Source organism: Pseudomonas sp. 30_B (genome assembly GCF_017491605.1).
In the GTDB taxonomy this organism is placed as follows: domain Bacteria; phylum Pseudomonadota; class Gammaproteobacteria; order Pseudomonadales; family Pseudomonadaceae; genus Pseudomonas.
This window is the reverse complement of record NZ_JAFGYY010000324.1, coordinates 1-453: the sequence shown is the minus strand read 5'-3', so window position 1 is coordinate 453 and position 453 is coordinate 1. Positions and strand designations below refer to the sequence as shown.

Below are 453 nucleotides of genomic sequence, written 5' to 3'. Positions count from 1 at the left end.
CGCGGAGAGCGTCGCGTCGAGATCGCCGCGCGCGACGCCCTGCCACATCACGCCGGCCGCGACCGGCACGAGCTGAACCGGATAGCCGAGCTTCGTCTCGATGATGCGCGCGGCGACGTTCGACGTGGCGACGCTGTCGTCCCAGCCTTCGACGTAGCCGATCTTCAGCGTCGGCTTCGTGTCGGCCTGCGTCGGCGCGACGGCGGCGAGCATCATCGCCAACACGCCGCAGCCGATGAGTTTCGTGAGGAATTTCATGATCGATCTCCTTGAGGTTGTCGAAAAGCGAGGGGCCTCTCTAGGTTCTTCAACCACAATTCCCCGTTATCGTTCTTTTACGACACGTTCTTGCGCAGCGGCGACGCGCTCATTTGTCGACGACGAGATCGGACAGCGGCTTGCTGCAGCAAAGCAGCACCATCCCCTGATCGATTTCGCGCGGACGAATGCCGC

At 62.9% G+C, this 453-nt stretch carries 2 protein-coding genes; one reads left to right on the top strand and one right to left on the bottom strand.

Annotated features, from left to right (window positions below; translation table 11 throughout):
* On the bottom strand, positions 1 to 216 hold a 216-nt coding region (locus tag J5M67_RS28515; RefSeq protein ID WP_279381599.1), incomplete at its 3' end, for a glycine betaine ABC transporter substrate-binding protein.
* Positions 217 to 256: 40 nt separating this feature from the next.
* Here J5M67_RS28515 and J5M67_RS28510 point away from each other — a divergent pair.
* Positions 257 to 453, top strand: a 197-nt coding sequence (locus tag J5M67_RS28510) for a hypothetical protein (protein WP_207888686.1), incomplete at its 3' end; no start/stop codon positions are given.